Genomic DNA, 14,443 nt, shown 5'->3' with positions numbered 1-14,443 from the left:
GTTCACCGCCGCCGTTCGCCACGGTCGCGGGACCGGAAGAAGTCGCCCGCTTCCAGGTCACCGTCCAGGAACCGGCCCGCGACGAACCCGACGGCGCCCAACGCCGCCACCAGCAGAAAGGCTCCGAAGCCACCGAAGTATCCGGCGAAGCCCAGCGCCATCCCCGCGATCATCCCGATCACGGCCATGCTCATCGTGTGCTCCCCTGCTGGAGCGCACCGGAGCGGTTGCTCATTGCAGCCTGGGCTCCGGCGCTTCCTCTTCCTCGTCCGGCAACTTCACATCGCTGACCGCGATGTTGACCTCGACCACCTCAAGGCTGGTCATCCGCTCGACCGCGGTGATCACGTTCTCCCGTACGGCCCGGGCGACGTCGGCGATCGAGACGCCGTAGTCCACCACGATCTCCAGGTCGAGGGCCGTCTGCACCTCGCCCACCTCGGCCTTCACCCCGCGGGCGACCGATCGGCCGCCGCCGGGCACCCGGTCGCGGACGACCCCGAAGGTGCGGGCGATGTTGCCGCCCATGGCCTGGACACCGACCACATCGCGGGCGGCCATCCCGGCGATCTTCTCGACCACGCCGTCGGCGATGGTGGTACGCCCGCGGGCTCCCGGGTCGATGCTGCGTCCGAGCGTCTTCGGCGTAGCGGCGGACGGCTCCGTGGCGGGTGCCTGGGGCCGGTTCCGTGGCGCGGTCTCGGACATCACCAATCGCCCCTTTCCTCAGCATTTGCCCTACTTGCCACTCTAATGGTGATTAGCTGGAAAGGCTCCAGTTATGCATCATTCAGGGACTCACTCCGAAGAGGTGGCGCCGTGGTCACGGACCGGCTCGCACAGGCCGTACGGGAACAACTGCGGCTCGGCCGCCTCCTCCCCCTGGGCGGGCCGGAGGACGGCGCCTGGCTGACCGAGCGCGCGGCGGACGCCGTGCTGCGCCGGGCGGCGGACACCGTGCCCGGCGTACGGCTCGGCGCGCTCCGGATCGCCCTGGCCGACCCGGAGGCCGCCGCGCCGCCCTCGGTTCCGGCCCCGCCGAGCGCGCTGCCGCCGGGGCCGCTGCGGGTCTGGGCGGAGTGCGCGGCGACGGCGGACCGGCCGCTGCCGGAGGCGGCGGACCGGCTGCGCGAGGCCCTGCTGAGCGCGGCTGCGGACCGGCTCGGGCTGGCGGTCGGCGCGGTGGACCTGCGGGTGGCGGACGTCCTGGACGAGGTCCCGGAGGTCCAGGCCCCGCCCACCGAGCAGCCACCGGCCGGGGAGCGGCCACCGGCCGGGGAGCGGGCGGGCGCCGGCTCGGGCATCGCCGACGCGGTCACCGCCGTGCCCGGCGTGGCCCGGCTCGCCCCGGTGCTGGGCCGTGGGGCGGTACGGATCGAGGGCGCCCACGTCCGTATCGAACTGGCCGTCGCCCCGGGCCACCGCGCCCTGGACGTGGCCCGCGCGGTCCGCGCGGCGGTCGCGGCCACCGCGCCGCCCCCGGCGACGGTGGCCGTCCTCGTCACCGCCGTGGACGGCGGCGGCTGACCCTCACCAGTGGTAGCGGTGCACCGCCTGGGCGACGCAGCACGGCTTGTCGCCGCCGTCCTGCTCCACCACCAGGTCGATGACGGCCTGGGCGCCGCCGTCCCCGAGTTCGTCGACGGAGACGAGCGTCGCCCCGGCCCTGATGGTGGCGCCGACCGGCACCGGCGCCGGGAAGCGCACCTTGTTGAGGCCGTAGTTGACGGCCATCCGGACGCCGCCCAGCTCCAGGATCTCGCCCCACAGCGGGATCAGCAGGGACAGGGTGAGATAGCCGTGGGCGATGGTGCCGCCGAAGGGGCCGTCCTTGGCGCGCTCGGGGTCGACGTGGATCCACTGGTGGTCACCGGTGGCGTCGGCGAAGGTGTCGACCCGGTTCTGCTCGATCCGGTGCCACCGGCTGTGGCCGAGGTGCTGTCCGGTCAGCTGCTTCAGCTCGTCGAAGCTGTTCACGGTCGTGGGCATGCGGGGTCTCCAGTCATGGCGTGCGTATCGTCAGCGCAGGGCGGATTTGCGGATCTTTCCGCTGGCGGTGCGCGGCAGCGCGGTCCGGAACTCGACCGCCTTGGGCACCTTGTACTTCGCGAGGCGGCCCGCGAGGTGGTCGAGCAGGCATTGCGGATCGGTGGCGGCTCCCGCCCGGAGGACGACGACGGCCTTGCCGACCTCGCCCCACCGGGCGTCGGGCATGCCGATCACGGCGCATTCGACGACGTCGGGGTGGTCGTACAGCGCGTTCTCGACCTCGGCCGGATAGACGTTCTCGCCGCCCGAGATGATCATGTCCTTGACGCGGTCCACGATGGAGACGTAGCCGTCCTCGTCCCGCACCCCCACATCCCCGGAGCGGAACCACCCGCCCTCCAGGAGCGCGTCCGCGGTCGCGTCCGGCAGGCCGTAGTAGCCGCGCATGACGTGGGGGCCGTGCACCAGGATCTCGCCGGGCTCGCCGGGGCCCGCCTCCATCAGGTCCGAGCGGACCAGCCGGACGTCGGTGAAGAAGTGCGGCACGCCCGCGGAGCCCGCCTTGAGCGCGCTCATCTCACGGTCGAGCAGCAGCGTCCCGGGGGACGCCTCGGTCATGCCGTAGCCCTGGATGAAGGAGAGCCCGCGCCGCAGGTAGGTGTCGATCAGCGCCTTGGGGACGGGCGAGCCGCCGCACATCAGGGTGCGGACGGACGACAGGTCGGCGCTCTCCCAGCGCGGCGACTCCGCGACCGCCGCGAACATGGTGGGGACGCCGAACAGGCAGGTCACGCCCTGACCCTCGATCAGGTCGAGCATCCGTTCCGCGTCGAAGCCGGGCTCGATCACGACGCGCCCGCCCTTGAGCAGGGTCGGCAGACAGGTCATGTTGAGCGCGGCGGTGTGGAAGAGCGGCGCGGTGACGAGGGTGATCTCGTCCGAGGCCAGATCGGTGTCGACCAGGACGTTGAGGCTGTTCCAGGTGATGTTGGCGTGGCTGAGGACGGCACCCTTGGGCTGGCCCGTCGTACCGGACGTATACATGATCATGCACGGGTCGTCGGCGGCCATGACCTCGTCCGCCCGGTCCTCTCCGGGCCCGTCCAGCAGATCGCCGACCGCCACCGCGAGGCCCGCGCCCGCCTCCCCGGCGATTTCCGCGCAGCGCGGATCGTGGAGGAGCAGCCGCGCGCCGGAGTCGTTCAGCATGTAGGCCAGTTCGGGCGCGGCGAGCCGGGTGTTGAGCGGGACGAAGACCGCGCCCACCGCGCAGGTGGCGAAGAGCGCGTGGAGGAACGCGGGGTGGTTGGGGCCGAGGTAGGCGACGCGGTCGCCGCGCCCGATGCCGCGCGCCCGCAGCGCCCGGGCGTACCGGGTGACGGTCTCGTCCAGCTCCCGGTAGGTCTGGGTGTCGTCCCCGTGGACGACCGCGATCCGCCCGGGGGTCTTACGGGCCCGCCTGCGCGGCCACGATCCGATGCCCTCTCCGGCGCCCGGGCCGATGCCTTGCTCCAGCATCTCCGCTCACTCCTTCGTGAGACCGAGCAGCCGCGCCGCGTTGTCCTTGAGGATCAGCGGCCGAACCTCGGGCTTGATCTCGAGTTTGTCGAAGTCGGCCAGCCAGCGGTCCGGGTCGATCACCGGATAGTCGGAGCCGAACAGGACCTTGTGCTTGAGCAGCGAATTCGCGTAGCGGACCAGCTGCGGCGGAAAGTACTTCGGCGACCAGCCGGACAGGTCGATGTAGACGTTCGGCTTGTGCGTGGCGACGGCCAGCGCCTCGTCCTGCCAGGGGAACGACGGATGGGCCAGGATGATCGGCAGCTCCGGGAAGTCCACTGCGACGTCGTCGACGTCCATCGGGTTGGAGTACTTCAGCCGGATCCCGCCGCCCCCGGGCACGCCCGCGCCGATCCCGGTCTGCCCGGTGTGGAAGAGCGCGGGCACCCGAAGCTCCTCGATGGCCTCGTACAGCGGGTAGAACCGCTGGTCGTTCGGGTGGAACGCCTGGAGGGACGGGTGGAACTTGAAGCCGCGCACCCCGTGGTCCTCGACCAGCCGCCGCACCGCCCGCACCGCCGCCCGGCCCTTCCACGGGTCGACGCTGGCGAACGGGATGAGGACGTCGGCGTGCTCGGCGCAGGAGGCGGCGACCTCCTCGTTGCTGATCGGCGGATGGCCGGTGGCGGTCTCCGCGTCGACCGTGAAGACGACGGCGGCGATGCGGCGTTCGCGGTAGTGGGCGGCCAGCTCCGGGATGGTGGGCTGCCGGGCGCCATGGGTCTTGAAGTACGCGGCCGAGGCCTCGGCCAGCTCGCCGCTGAGCGAGGCGTGGCCGTCCGCCGAGACCTCGGCGTGGGTGTGGACGTCGATGGCGACGAGGTCGTCGGGGTTCACCGCCTGTCCCCCTCCCCGCTGCTCGGATCGACAGGGGCGGGGATGCCCACCCCCTCCGGGCGCCGCCCCAGCGACGTGCCCCAGACGCCCGCGATGGCGTCCGCGTCCCAGCCGCCCTCTCGGTAGACCGCCGCCTGCTCCTCGGGGTGGGTCCACAGGGTCAGCCGGTCGCCGCCGACACCGATGGCCTGCCCGGTGATGCCGTCGGCGGCGTCCGAAGCGAGGAAGACCACGAGCCCTGCGACGTCGTCGGCGGTGCCGAAGCCCTCGCCCTGCCGCAGCCAGGCGGGCAGCGGTTCGCCGCGCTCCTCGTACGCCTCGACGTGCGGCGCGAACGCGGGGATGGTCGCGGTCATGGCGGTCGCGGCGACGGGGATCACCGCGTTGACGCCGATACCGGCCTTGGCGCACTCCATCGACCAGGTGCGGGCCATGCCGACGATGCCCGCCTTGGCGGCGGAGTAGTTGGTCTGGCCGAAGTTGCCGCGCTGTCCGGCGGGCGAGCCGATGAGGATCAGGCGGCCGCCCCCGCCGCGCTCGCGCATGTGCCGGACGGCGGCGCGGGCGCAGGTGAAGGTGCCCTTGAGATGGACGCCGAGGACCGCGTCGAAGTCCTCGTCGGTCATCTTCCACAGCACCCGGTCGCGCAGGATGCCCGCGTTGGTGACGAGGACGTCCAGCCGTCCGAACGCCTCGACCGCGCGGTCCACGAGCGCGTCGGCGACCTCGCTGGTGCCGATCGCGCCGGGCGCGGCGACCGCCGTACCGCCCTCGTCGGTGATGACCTTGACCGCCTGTTCGGCGGTGGCCGCGTCGGCGTCGTTGACGACCACGCCGGCCCCCGCCCGGGCCAGGGCACGGGCGTACGCGAGGCCGAGGCCGCGCCCCGCGCCGGTGACCACGGCGGTCTTCCCCGTCAGCTCCATGGGCTTCGGTTCCTTCCGGTGTCGGAGTATCATCAGGATCCCTGATGGTGAGTGGAGCACTCCGGGAGGTCGGGTGTCAATGGGCGGTCCCCTTGACCGGTCCGTCGGTCAGCCCGGCCCGCCGGTCGGGCAAGATGGCCGAATGACCACTTCCGAGCAGTCCGACACGGCGCAGCTGGACCAGGTCGGCACGCTCTACCTGGTGAAACGGCTGGAACAGGCGATACGGGCCCATCTGGACGCGCTGCTGCGCCCCCTCGGCCTGACCACGCTGCAGTACACGGCGCTGACCGTCCTGGAGCGCCGGGACGGGCTGTCGTCGGCCCAGCTCGCCCGGCGCTCGTTCGTCAAGCCGCAGACCATGCACGAGATGGTCCAGACGCTGGAGGAGCGGGGGTTCATCGAGCGCCGCCGGGATCCGGCCAACCGCCGGGTGCTGCTCATCAGCCTCAGCGACCGGGGGCGCGAGGCGCTGCGGAGCTACGACGAGCAGGTGCGGCTGCTGGAGGAGCGGATGCTCGGCGGGCTGACCGGGGATCAGCGCGGGGAGCTGCGCCACGCGCTCATCGACTGCACCCGGGCGATGTCGGCCGCGCCGCCACGGGCGGAGGGGGACGCGGCGGCGCCGTAGGGCTGCCGTCAACGGCCCCCGCGACGTCATCGGCCCTGGAACGCCTGACGGGCCGCCCGCAGCTCCTCCACGGTGCGGGCCAGCTCGGTGACGCACTCGGTCAGCCCGGCCGTCTCCTCCGCACTGCCTCCGCCCGCGCGCAGCACCCCCGCGGTCCGGGCAAGCTGTTCGGACACCCGCTCCAGCCGCTCGTCCGAGGGGTCCGGTTCCCCGGCCAGCTGCCTGCGCAGCTGCTCGGCCTGGGCGGCGAGCTGGAGGTTCTTGCGGTGCAGGTCCAGAAAGACGTTGACCTTGGTCCGCAGCAGCCAGGGGTCGATGGGTTTGGTGAGGAAGTCGGCGGCGCCGATGGCATAGCCCCGGTAGGGGTAGTCCGAGTCGGCGTCGGTACCGGTCAGCAGGATGATCGGGACGTCCTTGGTCTGGTCGAGACGCTTCATGTTGGAGGCGGTCTCGAAGCCGTCCATCCCCGGCATCAGGACGTCGAGCAGCACGACGGCGAAGTCCTGCCGGAGCATCGCCTTCAGCGCCTCCTCGCCGGAGTGGGCGCGGACGAGACGCTGATCGAGCGGGCCCAGCACGGCTTCCAGCGCGATCAGGTTCTCTTCCATGTCGTCGACGATCAGTATTCCGGCCCGGTCGGGGGCGGCGGCGCTCATGACTCCCCCCGCCGTTGCCTCGGCGGGCGCGTCTCCGCGTCCGGTCCTGGCTCGTCCCCGGGTTCTTCACCGCCGGTGTCCTCGTCGCCGTCCCCGACCGGATCAGCCGCCGCCACCGCCTCCGCCGACTCGCCTGCCTCCACCGGCTCCGACGGCTCCGACTGGCAGCCCGCCGGGTCGAGCAGATCGCAGACCGTGGACATCAGCCGGTCGACGTCCACCGGCTTGGGGACGTAGCCGTTGGCGCCGCTTTCGAGGGCCTTCTCGCGGTCGCCGGGCATGGCCTTGGCGGTCAGGGCGATGATCGGCAGATCGGCGAGCCGGGGCGTGCCGCGGATGGCCCGGATCGTCTCGTAGCCGTCCATCTCCGGCATCATCACGTCCATCAGCACCAGGGATACGTCCGGGTTGCGGTGCAGGACGTCCAGCCCCTCGCGGCCGTTCTCGGCGTACTTCACGGTCATGCCGACCCGGCCCAGCACATGGGTGAGCGCGAAGACGTTGCGGATGTCGTCGTCGACGATGAGGATGCGACGGCCGGTCAGCACCCGGCCGGGGCGGCCGCGCTGCCACTGCTGGAGCCGGGGGGCGTCCGGCGGCGCCTCGTCCCCGTGGCCGTCGCGGTCCTGCGGGGCCAGCAGGTTCTCCAGCGAGCCGCGGTCTCCGGCCACGCCGCTCTGGTCGCTGAACACCCCGCTGGGCGCGTGGTCGGCGGTGTCCGGAAGCGATTCGTTCGTGGCGGGCAGCGCCGCCGGGACGGTGGCCCCGGTGGCCCGGGGGTCCGAGACATCGGGGGGCGGGACGACTCCGGCGTAGTGCGCGGGGACGTAGAACGTGAAGCAGGAGCCGACGCCCTGCTCGCTCTCGGCGATGATCCGGCCGCCCAGCATTCCGGCGATCTCCCGGCTGATGGACAGGCCGAGGCCGGTGCCGCCGTATTTGCGGCTGGTGGTGCCGTCGGACTGCTGGAACGCCTCGAAGATCACGGGCAGCTTCTCGGGCGCGATGCCGATGCCGGTGTCCTTGACGGAGAAGGCGACGACCGCGTCCGCGTCGCGCAGCGTCTCCTCCTGGAACTCCGCACCGACCGCCCGCTCCACCCGCAGCTTCACCCCGCCCGAGGAGGTGAACTTCAGGGCGTTGGACAGCAGATTGCGCAGGATCTGCTGGATCCGCTGCTCGTCGGAGTACAGCTCGCGCGGTACGTCCTCGCCCACGGCGATCTCGAACGACAGCCCGCGGTCGATGGCGAGCGGCCGGAACGTGGCGTGCACGTAGTCGAGCAGCTTCATCAGCGGCAGCTTCTTCGGACGGACGTCCATCCGCCCGGCCTCGATCTTCGACAGGTCGAGGATGTCGTTGATCAGCTGGAGCAGGTCGGAGCCGGAGCGGTGGATCGTGGTGGCGAACTGCACCTCCTGGGAGGACAGCCGCTGGTCGGCGTTGTCGGCGAGCAGCCGGGCCAGGATCAGCAGGGAGTTGAGCGGGGTGCGCAGCTCGTGCGACATGTTGGCCAGGAACTCGGACTTGTACTGCGAGGCCGTGGCCAGCAGCGCGGCCTTCTCCTCCAGCTCCGCGTTGGAGCGCTGCAGCTCGTTGGAGCGCTGTCGCAGCTCGGTGGTGAGCCGCTGCGATTCGGACAGCAGCGACTCGGTGCGGGCGTTGGCGATGATGGTGTTGATCGAGACGCCGATGGTGTTGACGAACTGGTCGATGAAGGCGAGGTGGACCTCGCTGAACCGGCTGAAGGAGGCCAGTTCGATGACGCCGAGCACCAGGTCCTCGTAGAGGATCGGCAGGATGACGACGCTGGTGGGAAGCGCGGCGCCGAGCCCGGAGTTGATGGTGATGTAGTCGGGCGGGACGTTGTTGATCAGAATCCGCTTCTTCTCCTGGGCGGCCTGGGTGACCAGTCCGCGGCCTCCGGCGCCGCTGGCCGGAAGCGGGACGTCGCCCTGCTCGGTGCCGTATCCGGCGATCAGTTTCATGCCCTCGGCCGGTCCGGCACCTGGCTGCCCGAGGAAGAACGCTCCGAACTGGGCGTTCACCAGCGGGGCCAGCTCGCGCAGGATCAGGTCGGCGACCTCGACCAGATCGCGGTGGCCCTGCATCAGGGAGGCGATACGGGCCAGGTTGGATTCCAGCCAGTCCTTGGCGCGGGTGGTCTCGCGCAGGTTGGCCACCATGAGGTTGACATTGTTCTTCAGCTCGGCGACCTCGCCCTGCGCCTCGACCGAGATGGACCCGGACATATCGCCCTTGGCGACGGCTGAGGCGACCTCGGCGATGGCGCGCACCTGGGTGGTGAGGTTGAGGGCGAGGTCGTTGACGCTGGTGGTCAGCCGCTTCCAGGTGCCGTAGACGCCCTCGACCCGGGCCTGGCCGCCGAGCTGGCCCTCGCTGCCGACCTCGCGGGCGACGCGGGTGACCTCGGAGGAGAACGAGGAGAGCGTGTCGACCATCGTGTTGATGGTCGTCTTCAGCTCCAGGATCTCGCCGCGCGCGTCCACGTCGATCTTCTTGGACAGATCGCCCTGGGCGACCGCGGTGGCCACCTGGGCGATGTTGCGGACCTGGCTGGTCAGGTTGGACGCCATGAAGTTGACGTTGTCCGTCAGGTCCTTCCACACCCCGGACACGCCCTGGACCTCGGCCCGGCCGCCGAGCTGGCCCTCGGTACCGACCTCGCGGGCCACCCGGGTCACCTCGTCGGCGAACGCCCGGAGCTGCTGGACCATGGTGTTGACGGTCTCCTTGACCTCCAGGATCTCGCCCCGGGCGTCCACGGTGATCTGCTTGGACAGATCGCCGTCGGCGACCGCCGTGGTCACCTGGGCGATGTTGCGGACCTGGCTGGTCAGGTTGAGCGCCATGAAGTTGACGTTCTCGGTGAGGTCCTTCCACACCCCGGACACGCCACGGACCTGCGCCTGGCCGCCAAGGTTTCCCTCGGTGCCGACCTCGCGGGCCACCCGGGTCACCTCGTCCGCGAAGGACGACAGCCGGTCCACCATCGTGTTGATCGTCGACTTCAGCTCCAGGATCTCGCCCTTGGCCTCCACACCGATCGTCTTGCTGAGGTCTCCCTCGGCGACGGCGGTGGCGACCTGGGCGATGTTGCGGACCTGGGAGGTCAGGTTGTCGGCCATGAAGTTGACGTTCTGGGTGAGGTCCTTCCACACCCCGGAGACGCCACGGACCTGAGCCCGGCCGCCGAGCCGCCCCTCGGTACCCACCTCGCTGGCCACCCGGGTCACCTCGTCCGCGAACGCGGACAGCTGGTCGACCATGGTGTTGACGGTGTTCTTGAGCTGGAGGATCTCACCCCGGGCATCGACGGTGATCTTCTGCGAGAGGTCGCCGGTGGCGACCGCCGTGGTCACCTGGGCGATGTTGCGGACCTGGCTGGTCAGGTTGGACGCCATGAAGTTGACGTTGTCCGTCAGGTCCTTCCACACCCCGGACACGCCCCGCACCTGGGCCCGGCCGCCGAGTTCGCCCTCGGTGCCGACCTCGCGGGCCACCCGGGTCACCTCGTCCGCGAACGCGCGGAGCTGGTCGACCATGGTGTTCACGGTCAGCTTCAGCTCCAGCAGCTCACCGGTGGCCTCGACGGTCACCTGCTGGGTGAGGTCGCCGCGGGCCACGGCCGTGGTCACCACGGCGATGTCGCGGACCTGGCTGGTCAGCCGGGCGGCCATGGTGTTGACGGCCTCGGTCACCTCACGCCAGTCCCCGGACAGCCCCTGGACCTTGGCCCGGCCGCCGAGCCGTCCCTCAGTGCCGACCTCGCGGGCCACCCGGGTCAGCTCGCCGGTGAACAGGGAGAGCTGGTCGACCGTGCGGTTGACGCCGCGGGCCAGTCGCCGCAGGTCGCCGCGGAGCTGGCGGTTGCCGTCGTGCAGATCGACCCGCCGGGTCAGATCGCCCTCGGCGATGGCGTCCAGGACCCGGGTGGCGTTGGACACCGGCCCGGTCAGCGCGTCCACCAGCTGATTGGCGTCGTCCACGCTGGTCGTCCACGCGCCCTGGCCGGGACTCGCGCTGATCCGCTCGTCGAGGCGCCCCTGGCGCACCACCTCGCGGCGGACCCGCTGCAGCTCCGAGGCCAGGTGGGCGTTGCGCGCCACCAGCTGGTTGAACGCTCCGGCCATTTCGCCGAGCATGCCCTCGCCCGTGCCGTCCATACGTACGGTGAAGTCGCCGTCACACAAGGCGTTCATCGCCGCCAGCAGCGACCTCAGCTCGGCGGTGCACTCCGCGGAATTCGGGTCGCGTGCCATGGCGCCGCCCCTTTAAAAGATCATTAGATATCCCTACGTCTGTCATAATATGGCACCTAGATGGCCCAATCCGCCCGAATTGCCCTGGGAGCCGCACGTGGGGGCTTTGCTTCCTCTCTCGCGCGAGTCCGTAGCCCGGACGACGCTGCCCGGAAGCGTGCGCGCGCCAGGGGCCGCGCGCACCTTCGTCCGCACCACGCTCGCGGGACAGACCGCGAAAGAAATTCTCGGACCGGACGCGATCGTCTCCCGGACCACCGAGGACGCCGTCCTGCTGGTGTCCGAACTCGTCACCAACGCCGTCCTGCACGCGGGCACCCGGGTCGAGGTCACCTGCCGCCTCCGGGCCGGGAACGGACCGGCGGGCTCCGGCGAGCCCCCCTCCGACGCCCCCGGCGACACCTCCGACGAGCCGCCGGACCGCCCGGGCATCGTCATCGAGGTCGCCGATCTGCACCCCGCCAGCGTGGTGCTGGGCGGGCCCGACACCCAGCGCCACGGCCGGGGCCGCGGCCTCCAGCTGATCGGCGCGATCGCGGAGTCCTGGGGCGTGACGTACCACCGCACCCGCAAGTCCGTGTGGTTCCGCCTGGGCACCGAGGCGGCGGCCCAGGTCGACTCCGTACCCGCCGAGGAGTCCGGCCGCGCGCCGCCCGCCCGCTCGCCCCGCACCCCCGCCCCGCCGCGCACGCGCCGCGACCGGACCGCCGAATGGGTCGACCGTGGCGGGCCGTCGTTCCTCGCCGAGGCCAGCGAGCTGCTCACCGGACAGCTGGACGAGAACATGGTCGCCGCCCTCGCCGGGCAGCTGCTGGTGCCCCGGCTGGCCGACTGGTGCGCGGTGTGGCTGAACACCGAGGGCGGGCGGCCGGAGCTGCGCCGGGTCTGGCACAACGACGAGCGCCGCATCGAGGCGCTCCGCGCCACGCTGGAGAGCGATCCCCCGCCGGCCGGACTCGACGCCCCCGGCGCCCCCTGGACCTGGCCCGCGGCCGCCGACCCCGCCGGTACGGGCGGCTCCGCGCTGGCCTTCCCGCTCATCGCCCGCGGCCGCGGCTACGGGGTGCTCCTGCTCGGCCGGGCCGGGATCGCGCAGATCCCGGAGGGCGTGGTGCGGCTCTCCGATGACGTGGCGCGGCGGATCGCCCAGGCCGTGGCCACCGCCCGGCAGTACACCCAGCAGGCCACCATCAGCCGGGCGCTGCAGCGCCGCCAGCTGCCGGTCTCGCTGGCCCACATCCCGGGCGTGGACACCGCGATCGTCTACGAGCCGCACGGCGAGGGCCAGACGGTCGGCGGCGACTTCTACGACCTGTTCCCGATGGGCGGCCGCCGCTGGTGCTTCCTGCTCGGCGACGTCTGCGGCAGCGACCCTGAGGCGATGTCGGTCACCGGCCTGGCCCGCCATCTGGTGCGGTTGCTGGCCCGCGAGGGACATGGCGTGGAATCGGTGCTCACCCGGCTCAACCAGGCCCTGGTGGAGGAGGAGGCGGAGGCCGCGGCCCTCGGCGGCGATCAGGCCCGGTCGCGTTTCCTCAGCCTGCTCTACGGGGAGCTGGAGCCGGACCCCGACTCGGGTGGCACGCACTGCGTCCTGGCCAGCGCCGGGCATCCGCTGCCGCTGCGACTGAGCACCGACGGCACGGTGGCGCCCGCGGCGCTGCCGCAGATGCTGCTGGGCATCGACGACGAACCCGACTTCCACGCCGACTCCCTGGACCTGGCGCCGGGCGAGACGCTGCTGTGCGTGACGGACGGGGTGACCGAGCGGCGGGACGGCAACCGGCAGCTGGACGACGACGACGGCCTGGCCGACATCCTGCGCGGCTGTGCCGGGCTCGGCGCCAAGGCCATCGCGGAGCGGGTGCGGCTGGCCGCCCATGACTTCGGCACCGAGCCGATCGACGACGATCTCGCGGTGCTGGTGCTGGAGGCGGTGCCCACGTCGGCGCAGGAGCTGATGCGGGCGCCGTGAGGCCCGGGGGCGCGATTCCCGGCGAGCGCAAAGTTCTTGAAATGTGTACGTCCCGGGACCTTGTCGCACCCATTCCCGAGGAGCATTATCAGGATTCCTGAGCATTGAGGAGTCCGCGATGAGCCTGCTCTCCACCGCCGACTGGGCGGACAGGATCTTCACCGGCGGCTGGGCACGCCCGGCCCGGCCCGGCACCATCGACATCACCGAGCCCGCGACCGGGCAGCACCTCGGCTCCGTCGGCCGGGCCACCGAGGCGGACGTCGCCCCCGCGGCCCGTACGGCGGTGGCCACGGGGCGTGCCTGGGCCGCGGCCCCCTTCCCCGAGCGGGCCGCGGCCCTGCGGCGCGCGGCCGACACGTTCCGCCGTCACGCCGACGAGATCGCCGAATGGATCGTGCGGGAGGCCGGATCGTCACGGGCGAAGGCCGCGCTGGAGGTGGCGGTCGCCGCCGCCGAGTGCGAGGAGGCCGCCGCGCTGCCCGCGGCGCCCACCGGCGAGCTGCTGCCCTCGGCGCAGCCGCGGCTGAGCATGGCGCGCCGGATCCCCGTCGGGGTGGTCGGCGTGATCTCACCGTTCAACTTCCCGCTGATCCTGTCCATCCGCTCGATCGCCCCGGCGCTCGCGCTCGGCAACGCCGTCCTCCTCAAGCCCGATCCGCGCACCCCGGTCTCCGGCGGGGTGGTGCTCGCCCGCGTCTTCGAGGAGGCCGGGCTGCCCGCGGGGCTGCTGCAGTGCCTGCCCGGCGGCGCGGACGTCGGCGCGGCGATCGTCCGCGACCCGGCGGTGCGGGTCGTGTCCTTCACGGGCTCCACCGCCGCGGGCCGCGCGGTGGGGGCGCTGGCCTCCGAGCATCTGACCCGGGCCCATCTGGAGCTGGGCGGCAACAGCGCCCTGATCGTGCGGGAGGACGCCGACGTCGAGGCCGCCGCGTCCTGCGGGGCCTGGGGGAACTTCCTCCATCAGGGGCAGATCTGCATGGCCGTCGGCCGCCATCTGGTCCACGCGTCGCGGTACGAGGAGTACGTCGGTCTGCTCGCCAAGAAGGCCGAGCAGCTCACCGTGGGCGACCCGTTCCGCGACGAGGTCGCCCTCGGTCCGCTCATCGACGACCGACAGCTCGGCCATGTCGTGGACCTCGTCGAGCGCAGCGTGGCCGCGGGCGCCCGGGTGGTCACCGGCGGCACCCACCGAGGGCGGTTCTACCGGCCCACGGTGCTGGCCGACTGCGGCCCGTCCGTGCCCGCGTGGGAGGAGGAGGTGTTCGGCCCGGTGGCGTGCGTACGCCCGTACCGTGACGACGACGAGGCCGCGACGCTCGCCGCCGACTCCCCGTACGGCCTGAGCCTGGGCATCCTCACCGCCGATACGGCGCGCGGGCTGGCGCTGGCCGAGCGGATTCCCAGCGGAATGGTCCACATCAACGACCAGACGGTCAACGACGATCCGAACGCGCCCTTCGGCGGTCTTGCCGCGTCCGGCTTCGGCCGGGTGGGCGGCGCCCGGGCCAATCTCGACGCCTTCACCGAGACGCAGTGGCTGACCCTGCGCGGCGACACCGCGCGCTACCCGTTCTGAGCCCATC

12 protein-coding genes are annotated in these 14,443 nt (G+C 72.0%); 4 read left to right on the top strand and 8 right to left on the bottom strand.

Features of this window, described 5'->3' with window-relative positions:
* Positions 1–2 precede the first annotated feature (2 nt).
* Both ACZ6CL_RS22070 and ACZ6CL_RS22065 read right to left on the bottom strand, forming a co-directional pair.
* Positions 3–194 (bottom strand): hypothetical protein, encoded by a 192-nt coding sequence (locus tag ACZ6CL_RS22070; protein ID WP_468937840.1) that lies wholly within the window; start codon positions 192–194, stop codon positions 3–5.
* Positions 195–231: 37 nt separating this feature from the next.
* Positions 232–708, bottom strand: a complete 477-nt coding sequence (locus ACZ6CL_RS22065) for an Asp23/Gls24 family envelope stress response protein (RefSeq protein WP_468937839.1) — start codon at positions 706–708, stop codon at positions 232–234.
* Positions 709–819: 111 nt separating this feature from the next.
* Between ACZ6CL_RS22065 and ACZ6CL_RS22060 the strand changes: the two genes are divergently transcribed.
* Positions 820–1,527: a hypothetical protein gene (locus ACZ6CL_RS22060; RefSeq protein ID WP_468937838.1), complete on the top strand. Its 708-nt coding sequence runs from the start codon at positions 820–822 to the stop codon at positions 1,525–1,527.
* A gap of 3 nt (positions 1,528–1,530) precedes the next feature.
* Here ACZ6CL_RS22060 and ACZ6CL_RS22055 read toward each other — a convergent pair whose 3' ends face one another.
* From ACZ6CL_RS22055 to ACZ6CL_RS22040, 4 genes are read right to left on the bottom strand one after another with little or no spacing between them, the layout of a single operon-like run.
* A complete protein-coding gene (locus ACZ6CL_RS22055; protein WP_385448100.1) occupies positions 1,531–1,989 on the bottom strand; it encodes a MaoC family dehydratase in 459 nt (152 codons plus the stop codon).
* Between the two features lie 30 nt (positions 1,990–2,019).
* Positions 2,020–3,507, bottom strand: a complete 1,488-nt coding sequence (locus ACZ6CL_RS22050; RefSeq protein ID WP_468937837.1) for an acyl-CoA synthetase — start codon at positions 3,505–3,507, stop codon at positions 2,020–2,022.
* A gap of 6 nt (positions 3,508–3,513) precedes the next feature.
* Positions 3,514–4,386, bottom strand: coding sequence for an amidohydrolase family protein (locus ACZ6CL_RS22045; RefSeq protein WP_468937836.1), 873 nt, complete (start codon positions 4,384–4,386; stop codon positions 3,514–3,516).
* A complete protein-coding gene (locus ACZ6CL_RS22040; RefSeq protein WP_468937835.1) occupies positions 4,383–5,312 on the bottom strand; it encodes an SDR family NAD(P)-dependent oxidoreductase in 930 nt (309 codons plus the stop codon). Before ACZ6CL_RS22040 ends, ACZ6CL_RS22045 begins: the two co-directional genes overlap by 4 nt.
* 142 nt (positions 5,313–5,454) lie before the next feature.
* Between ACZ6CL_RS22040 and ACZ6CL_RS22035 the strand changes: the two genes are divergently transcribed.
* Positions 5,455–5,943 carry a MarR family winged helix-turn-helix transcriptional regulator gene (locus ACZ6CL_RS22035; protein ID WP_468937834.1) on the top strand — a complete coding sequence of 163 codons (489 nt, stop codon included), beginning with the start codon at positions 5,455–5,457 and terminating at the stop codon, positions 5,941–5,943.
* Between the two features lie 26 nt (positions 5,944–5,969).
* On the opposite strand, the gene ACZ6CL_RS22030 is transcribed toward ACZ6CL_RS22035, so the two are convergent.
* On the bottom strand, positions 5,970–6,599 hold the full coding sequence (locus tag ACZ6CL_RS22030; RefSeq protein ID WP_468937833.1) for a response regulator: 630 nt from the start codon (positions 6,597–6,599) through the stop codon (positions 5,970–5,972).
* Entirely contained in the window at positions 6,596–10,882 is a 4,287-nt protein-coding gene (locus tag ACZ6CL_RS22025) for a HAMP domain-containing protein (protein ID WP_468937832.1), read from the bottom strand. Before ACZ6CL_RS22025 ends, ACZ6CL_RS22030 begins: the two co-directional genes overlap by 4 nt.
* A 49-nt stretch (positions 10,883–10,931) precedes the next feature.
* Here ACZ6CL_RS22025 and ACZ6CL_RS22020 point away from each other — a divergent pair, with 49 nt between their 5' ends.
* The gene (locus tag ACZ6CL_RS22020) at positions 10,932–12,857 is read left to right on the top strand and encodes a SpoIIE family protein phosphatase (RefSeq protein ID WP_468937831.1); all 1,926 of its coding nucleotides are present in this window, start codon (positions 10,932–10,934) and stop codon (positions 12,855–12,857) included.
* Between the two features lie 118 nt (positions 12,858–12,975).
* Entirely contained in the window at positions 12,976–14,436 is a 1,461-nt protein-coding gene (locus ACZ6CL_RS22015) for an aldehyde dehydrogenase family protein (RefSeq protein WP_468937830.1), read from the top strand.
* The last annotated feature ends 7 nt before the right edge of the window (positions 14,437–14,443 follow it).

The sequence above is a fragment of the Streptomyces sp. NPDC041200 genome, from assembly GCF_055591805.1.
The sequence above is the reverse complement of the archived record's forward strand: the minus strand, read 5'-3'. Positions and strand labels throughout refer to the sequence as shown.